General features: G+C 65.2%; 4 protein-coding genes and 1 pseudogene. 2 read left to right on the forward strand and 3 right to left on the reverse strand.

The window, feature by feature from the left end; translation table 11 throughout:
- Positions 1–74 precede the first annotated feature (74 nt).
- Positions 75–1934, forward strand: coding sequence for an acetyl-CoA hydrolase/transferase family protein (locus IX761_RS06320; protein WP_194788753.1), 1860 nt, complete (start codon positions 75–77; stop codon positions 1932–1934).
- Between the two features lie 110 nt (positions 1935–2044).
- Here the strand turns inward: IX761_RS06320 and IX761_RS06325 are convergent, their stop codons facing one another.
- Positions 2045–2617 carry a xanthine phosphoribosyltransferase gene (locus IX761_RS06325; RefSeq protein WP_011536381.1) on the reverse strand — a complete coding sequence of 191 codons (573 nt, stop codon included), beginning with the start codon at positions 2615–2617 and terminating at the stop codon, positions 2045–2047.
- A gap of 64 nt (positions 2618–2681) precedes the next feature.
- Positions 2682–4691: a DNA helicase Rep gene (gene rep / locus IX761_RS06330; RefSeq protein WP_194788754.1), complete on the reverse strand. Its 2010-nt coding sequence runs from the start codon at positions 4689–4691 to the stop codon at positions 2682–2684.
- Positions 4692–5183: 492 nt separating this feature from the next.
- Here rep and IX761_RS06335 point away from each other — a divergent pair.
- Positions 5184–6685: pseudogene (locus tag IX761_RS06335) on the forward strand (putative bifunctional diguanylate cyclase/phosphodiesterase); the annotation flags it as partial.
- 113 nt (positions 6686–6798) lie between these two features.
- On the opposite strand, the gene IX761_RS06340 reads toward IX761_RS06335, so the two are convergent.
- Positions 6799–7230: MATE family efflux transporter (locus tag IX761_RS06340; protein WP_267241110.1), on the reverse strand; the 432-nt coding region annotated here is incomplete at its 5' end.

Consider the following 7230-nt stretch of genomic DNA (forward strand, 5'->3'; position numbering starts at 1 on the left):
AGGGCCGGCACAGGCAACCAAGCCGCTAGCGCCATGTCCAACCCCTGAACCCATGGATGTCTCAGGAGGTCCCGATGCACCTCTGCTCCATTGACCAGGCTGTCGAGCAAGTCCTGGCCCGCCTGCCGGCCCACATCCACATGGGCCTGCCGCTAGGCCTTGGCAAACCCAACGCTTTCGTCAACGCGCTGTACGCCCGGGTTCGCGACCTGCCCGAGCGCAAGCTGACGATTTACACCGCCCTGTCCCTCGGCCGCCCACCGCTGGGCGATGGCCTGCAACGGCGTTTCCTTGAACCCTTCGTCGAGCGCGTATTCGCCGACTACGAAGAACTCACCTATCTTGCCGACCTGCGCCGCGACAGCCTGCCGTCGAACATCCGCGTCGAGCAGTTCTTCATGCAGCCCGGCAGCCTGCTGCACAGTGAAAGTGCGCAGCAGGACTATGTCAGCAGCAACTACAGCCACGCCGCCCGCGACATCAACGCCAAGGGCCTGAACCTGGTTGCGCAGCTGGTGGCGGCTTCGCCTGAACGCCCGGATCACCTGAGCCTGGCCTGCAACCCCGACATCACCCTCGACCTGCGGCCGATGATCGAAAAGCGCCGCGCGGTCGGCGAAACCATCCTGCTGCTCGGCCAAGTCCACAGCGAGCTGCCCTACATGCCCGGTGCCTCGGAGCTGGCCATCACCGACTTCGACCTGCTGATCGACGAACCCGAACAGCGCCGGCTGTTTTCCACGCCGAACATGCCGGTCAACACCCAGGACCACTGCATCGGCCTGCACGCCAGCACCCTGGTACGCGATGGCGGCACCCTGCAGATCGGCATCGGCGCCATGGGCGACGCCGTGGCGGCCGCGCTGCTGGCGCGCCAGGGTGACAACGAAGGCTATCGTGCGCTGCTCGCTGAACTGGATACCGGCCCATGGCAGGCACTGATCGAACGGGAAGGGGGGCTGGATACCTTCGCCCAGGGCCTGTATGGCTGCAGTGAAATGTTCGTCAACGGCTTGCTGGCCCTGGCCGAAGCCGGGGTGGTGCGCCGCCCGGCCGACGAGCAAGGCGTGCTGATTCACGGTGGTTTCTTCCTGGGCCCGCAAGCGTTCTATCAACGCCTTCGCGAAATGCCGCTGGCGCAGCGTGGGCAGTTCGCGATGACCCGCATCAGCTTCATCAACGAGCTGTACGGGCAGGAGGACCTCAAGCGCCGCCAGCGCCGCGATGCCCGCTTCATCAACACGGTGTTCGGCATGACCCTGCTCGGGGCTGCCGTGGCCGACCAGCTGGAGGACGGCCGGGTGCTCAGTGGCGTGGGCGGGCAGTACAACTTCGTCGCCCAAGGGCACGCGCTGGAGGGCGGGCGCTCGGTCCTGCTGCTGCGCAGCTGGCGCGAGGCGGGCGGGGAGGTGACGTCCAATGTGTTCTGGACCTACGGCCACTGCACCATCCCCCGGCACCTGCGCGATATCGTGATTACCGAGTACGGCATCGCCGACCTGCGCGGGCAGACTGACAGCGAGGTGATCGCGCGGTTGCTGGCGATCAGCGATTCGCGTTTTCAAAAAGGGCTGATGGAGCAGGCCAAGGCGGCGGGCAAGCTGGCAAAGGACTTTCAGCTCGACGAGCGTTACCGCGACAACACGCCAGAGCGCCTGGAGGCGATCCGCGTTCGGCATGGGCGGTTGTTCCCGGAGTATCCGCTGGGCAGTGACTTCACGGCCGAGGAGCGTGATTTGCTGCGAGCGCTGAACTGGCTCAAGAGCAAGTTCAAGCTGAGCGAGGTGCTGGAGCTGGGCAAGGCGGCGCTGGACGCGCCGGCACCCGAGGCCTATGCGGCGCAGTTGGCGCGCATGGGGCTTGAGCAGCCGCAGGGGCTGAAGGAGGAGCTGTACCAGCGGTTGTTGCTGGCGGGGTTGGCGGCGACCCGATAGGGCAAGGTTGGGCCATTCGCGGGCAAGCCCGCTCCCACAGGGTTTGCACTGCCATCGAGAGCGGTGCGGTCCTTGTGGGAGCGGGCTTGCCCGCGAAGCAGGCGCCGCGGTTACTCGATGAAAGTAACGACCCCACCTTCCAGCGACTTCACCCGGGCCAGCGATTCAACGCGATAACCCTGGCTGTCCAGCTCGGCACGGCCGCCCTGGAACGACTTCTCGATGACGATACCCAGGCCCGCCACGGTGGCGCCGGCCTGCTTGATGATCGAGATCAGCGCCTGCGACGCCTTGCCGTTGGCCAGGAAGTCGTCGATCACCAGCACGCGGTCGCTGCTGTTGAGGTGGCGCGGCGAAATGGCCACGGTGTTCTCGGTCTGCTTGGTGAAGGAGTACACCGAGGCAGTCAGCAGGTTCTCGGTCAGGGTCAGCGACTGGTGCTTGCGGGCGAAGATCACCGGCACACCCAGCTTCAGGCCGGTCATCACCGCCGGGGCGATGCCCGACGCTTCGATGGTGACGATCTTGGTCACGCCCGAATCAGCGAACAGGCGGGCGAACTCGTCACCGATCAGCTGCATCAGCGCCGGGTCGATCTGGTGGTTGAGAAACGCATCGACTTTCAGAACCTGATCGGAAAGCACGATGCCTTCTTCGCGAATCTTCTGCTGCAGTGCTTCCACGATGTATCTCCGGTGTAACAAAAGTGGCCGCAAAACGCGGCAATGTTTAAAGAGTAAGGGTTGATCAGCGTTTGAGCATGGCCCGGATGTCGGCCAGCGCGTTGTTGCCCCGCGCGGCTTTGACTTCAACGGGCGCATCGTCCAGGCCTTCCCAGGCCAAGTCGTCCGGTGGCAGTTCGTCGAGGAACCGGCTCGGCGTGCAGTCGATGATTTCACCGTACTGCTTGCGCTTGGCGGCGAAGGTGAAGGCCAGGGTCTGGCGCGCGCGGGTGATGCCCACGTAGGCCAGGCGGCGTTCCTCTTCGATGGTGTCGGCCTCGATGCTCGAGCGGTGGGGGAGAATCTCCTCCTCCATGCCCATGATGAACACGTAGGGGAATTCCAGGCCCTTGGAGGCGTGCAGGGTCATCATCTGCACACCCTCGGCGTTCTCTTCCTCTTCCTGCTGGCGCTCGAGCATGTCGCGCAGCACCAGCTTGCCGATGGCGTCCTCGATGGTCATCTCACCCTCTTCATCCTTCTCGAGGGTGTTCTTCAGTGCTTCGACCAGGAACCAGACGTTGCTGATGCGGAATTCCGCGGCCTTGTCGCTGGCGGTCTGCTGGCGGATCCAGTTCTCGTAGTCGATGTCGCGGATCATCTCGTGCAGCGCGGCGATCGGGTCGTCCAGGGCAACCTTGTGGCGCACGCCGTCGAGCCAGTGCTTGAAGCGTTGCAGGCGCTCGGTGTAGCGCGCGTCCAGGTGCTCGCCCAGGCCCAGCTCCTCGCTGGCGGCGTACATCGACACACCGCGCTCGGTGGCGTAGTTGCCGAGCTTTTCCAGGGTGGTCGAGCCGATCTCGCGGCGCGGCACGTTGATCACCCGCAGGTAGGCGTTGTCGTCGTCCGGGTTCACCAGCAGGCGCAGGTAGGCCATCAGGTCCTTGACCTCCTGGCGGCCGAAGAAGCTGTTGCCACCCGACAGGCGATACGGCACCTGGTGGTGCTGCAGCTTCAGTTCGATCAGCTTGGCCTGGTAGTTGCCCCGGTAGAGGATGGCAAAGTCGCTGTACGGGCGGTTGGTGCGCAGGTGCAGTGTGAGGATTTCCATGGCCACGCGTTCGGCCTCGGCTTCCTCGTTCTTGCAGCGGATCACGCGGATCTCGTCGCCCACGCCCATCTCGCTCCACAGCTGCTTTTCGAACGCGTGCGGGTTGTTGGCGATCAGCACGTTGGCGCAGCGCAGGATGCGGCTGGTGGAGCGGTAGTTCTGTTCGAGCATGACGATCTTCAGGGAGGGGTAGTCCTCCTTGAGCAGCATCAGGTTCTCCGGCCGTGCGCCACGCCAGGCGTAGATCGACTGGTCGTCGTCACCGACCACGGTGAACTGGTTGCGCATGCCGATCAGCATCTTCACCAGCAGGTACTGGCTGGCGTTGGTGTCCTGGTATTCGTCCACCAGCAGGTAGCGCACGCGGTTCTGCCAGCGTTCGAGCACCTCGGGGTGCTCCTGGAACAGCTTGACCGGTTGCAGGATCAGGTCGTCGAAGTCCACCGCGTTGAACGCTTTCAACGTGCGCTGGTAGTGGGTGTAGACGATGGCGGCGGTCTGTTCGCGCGGGTTGCGGGCTTTTTCCAGGGCTTCGGGCGGCAGGATCAGGTCGTTCTTCCAGGCACCGATCATGTTCTTGATCTCGTCGATGCCGTCGTCGCCGGAGTATTCCTTCTGCATGATGTCCGACAGCAACGCCTTGATGTCGGACTCGTCGAAGATCGAGAACCCCGGCTTGTAGCCCAGCCGCTCATGCTCCTTGCGGATGATGTTCAGGCCCAGGTTGTGGAAGGTGCACACCGTCAGGCCCCGGCCTTCCCCCGGGCGCAGCAGGGTGCCGACCCGTTCCTTCATCTCCCGCGCGGCCTTGTTGGTGAAGGTCATCGCCACGATGTACTGGGCACGGATGCCGCAGTTCTGGATCAGGTGGGCAATCTTGCGCGTGATCACGCTGGTCTTGCCGGAGCCTGCACCGGCGAGCACCAAAAGAGGGCCGCCGACGTAGTCACGGGCTTCCTGTTGCCGGGGATTGAGTCGGGACATGCTAGAAACCGGGGGTCGCCAGAAAATAGCCGCGCATTCTAACAGGCATCACGCCGTTATGGCGCGACCGTCTGACGTGTAAGTCAACCTTTTGCCAGCGGCGGGGCGGGTGTTCCTGCGGGTTGGCAGGCCGATACTGCCAAGTGCGATGCATTTCCCCTAAATCCTGTTTGCCGGTTGCGCGGGTTTCGCGCAGGATGCACGTCAAATTGCGTCGGTACCCCGGCCTTGGATGGCTAATGACTAAAAGTGAAAATCATTTTCATTTGTTGCGGTAGGATACGCCGCCCCCGTCGCTTCACCGTTCACGCCTAAGGAGCCCGCTTGTCCACGCCCGCCGAACCCTTGCGTTTGCTGCTGTTGGCCGATGAGCCGGAGTGGGCCGCGCGCCTGCGCGAATGCCTGCAGCCACTGGACGGTAGCGTGGTGCTGCTGACTGCCCCCAACTGGGCGGCGGTCGACAGCCTGTTCGCCAACGACCGCCAGGCGGTGGTGCTGGCAACGCCCGCGCTGCAACCGGCGCCGGGGCGCTGCGAGCTGCCGACCGTGCTGCTGCTGGAGCACGAGCCGGCGAGCACGCCGGTGGGCGCCAGCGACTGGCTGGTGCTCGGGCAACTGAGCACCGATGCGTTGCGCCGCTCGCTGCGCCATGTGCGCGAGCGCGGTGTGTTGGTGGCCACCCTGCAACGCCTGGCCGAGCAGGACCCGTTGACCGGTATCGCCAACCGCCAGGGCTTTCAGGCCCTGCTGACCGCGCGGCTGGCCGAGAACGAAGGCCGTGGCCTGGCGCTGGGCCACCTCGACCTGGACAACTTCCGCCACGTCAACGACGCCCTCGGCCACCAGGGCGGCGACCGCCTGATCCTGCAAGTGGTGGCCCGGCTGAAGAGCCAGCTGGAGGCCGGCGACCAGCTGGCGCGCCTGGGCAGCGACGAATTCGCCCTGCTGATCGACACCCGCCGCGATGCCAACCGCGCCGAGTGGATGGCCGAACGCATCGTCGAGGCCCTCACCGAACCCTACTGGATCGACGGCGAGAGCCTGTTGCTGGGGTGCAGCCTGGGCATCGCCCATGCCCGCGCGCAGGCCGGTGCCGACCCGCTGATGTGGCATGCGCACATCGCCATGCGCCAGGCCAAGGGCAGCCAGGGCTGCACCTTCCACGTGTTCAACGAGCGCATCAACCGCAACGCCCGCAGCCTCGCCGACCTGGAGAGCGAGCTGCGCCGTGCCCTGCGCCGCGACGAACTGGAGCTGCACTACCAGCCGCGCCTGGACCTGGGTGACGGGCGCATCGTCGGCCTCGAAGCCCTGGTGCGCTGGAACCACCCCGAGCGCGGCCTGCTGCCGCCCAGCGAGTTCGTGCCGCTGGCCGAGCAGAGCGGGCTGATCGTGCCGCTGGGCTACTGGGTGATCTCCCGCGCCCTGAGCGACATGCAGGCCCTGCGGGAAAACGGCCTGGCGCCGCTGCACATGGCGGTGAACCTGAGTTTCCGCCAGTTCCAGGACAGCCAGCTGCTGGCCACGCTGAGCCGGCTGATCGTCGAGCACGGTGTCGACGCCCGCTGGCTGGAGTTCGAGCTGACCGAAACCGCCGTGATGCGCCGCAACGAGCTGGTACGCCAGACCATGGATGCGCTGGGCCGCCTGGGCGTGCGCTTCTCGCTGGACGACTTCGGCACCGGCTTCTCTTCGTTCGTGCACCTGAATAGCCTGCCGATCACCCTGCTCAAGGTAGACCGCAGCTTTGTCGGCGGCATGGAGCAACGTGAGGAGAACCGCAAGCTGGTGCACGCCATGATCAACCTGGCGCACAACCTCAACCTGGAGGTGGTGGCCGAGGGCGTGGAGAGCGAAGCGCAACTGGCGTTGCTGCGCGAGTTCGGCTGCGACCAGGTGCAAGGCTTCCTGGTCAGCCGGCCGCTGCCGGTGGCGGAGTTGATCGAGTACCTGTTGCAGGCTCCCGAGCCCAAGTTGGCGGAAGTCCTGTAGGAGCGGCCTTGTGTCGCGAAAGGGCTGCGAAGCAGCCCCAGCGATTTTCCATGATGCCGAGATCCCGGGGCCGCTGCGCAGCCCTTTCGCGACTCAAGGCCGCTCCTACAGGGGGCTATGCCACGGCGGCGCTGCGTGCCTGCACCTTGCCGATCATCCGCTTCATCCGCCATTCAAAGGCGAACGTCAGCGCCACCGAGGCGCACGCCAGCCCCAGCGCCAGCCCCCACCAGATCCCCGGTGCGCCACCGCCTAGCGTAAAGGCGAACAACCAGGCACTCGGCGCCCCTACGATCCAGTAGCACACCGCACCAATGAGGAAGGTGGTGCGGGCATCCTTCAGCCCCCGGATCGAGCCCATGGCGATGGTCTGCACGCCATCGAACAGCTCGAACCAGGCCGCGACCATCACCAGTTGCACCGCCAGCTGGAAGATCGGCGCGAAGGCCGGGTCGGCGCGGTTTACCAGCAACCCCACCAGTTCATTGGGCAGCAGCAGGAACAGCACGGCGAAGCCAAGCATCAACAGGGCACCAAAACCCATCCC

It is taken from the genome of Pseudomonas sp. UFMG81, assembly GCF_015354575.1.
Lineage (GTDB): Bacteria > Pseudomonadota > Gammaproteobacteria > Pseudomonadales > Pseudomonadaceae > Aquipseudomonas.

Excerpts from the sequence above, each read along its gene's own strand:
- rep (WP_194788754.1), bottom strand. The coding sequence starts at position 4,691 with ATGTCCCGACTCAATCCCCGGCAACAGGAAGCCCGTGACTACGTCGGC.
- IX761_RS06320 (WP_194788753.1), top strand. The coding sequence starts at position 75 with ATGCACCTCTGCTCCATTGACCAGGCTGTCGAGCAAGTCCTGGCCCGC.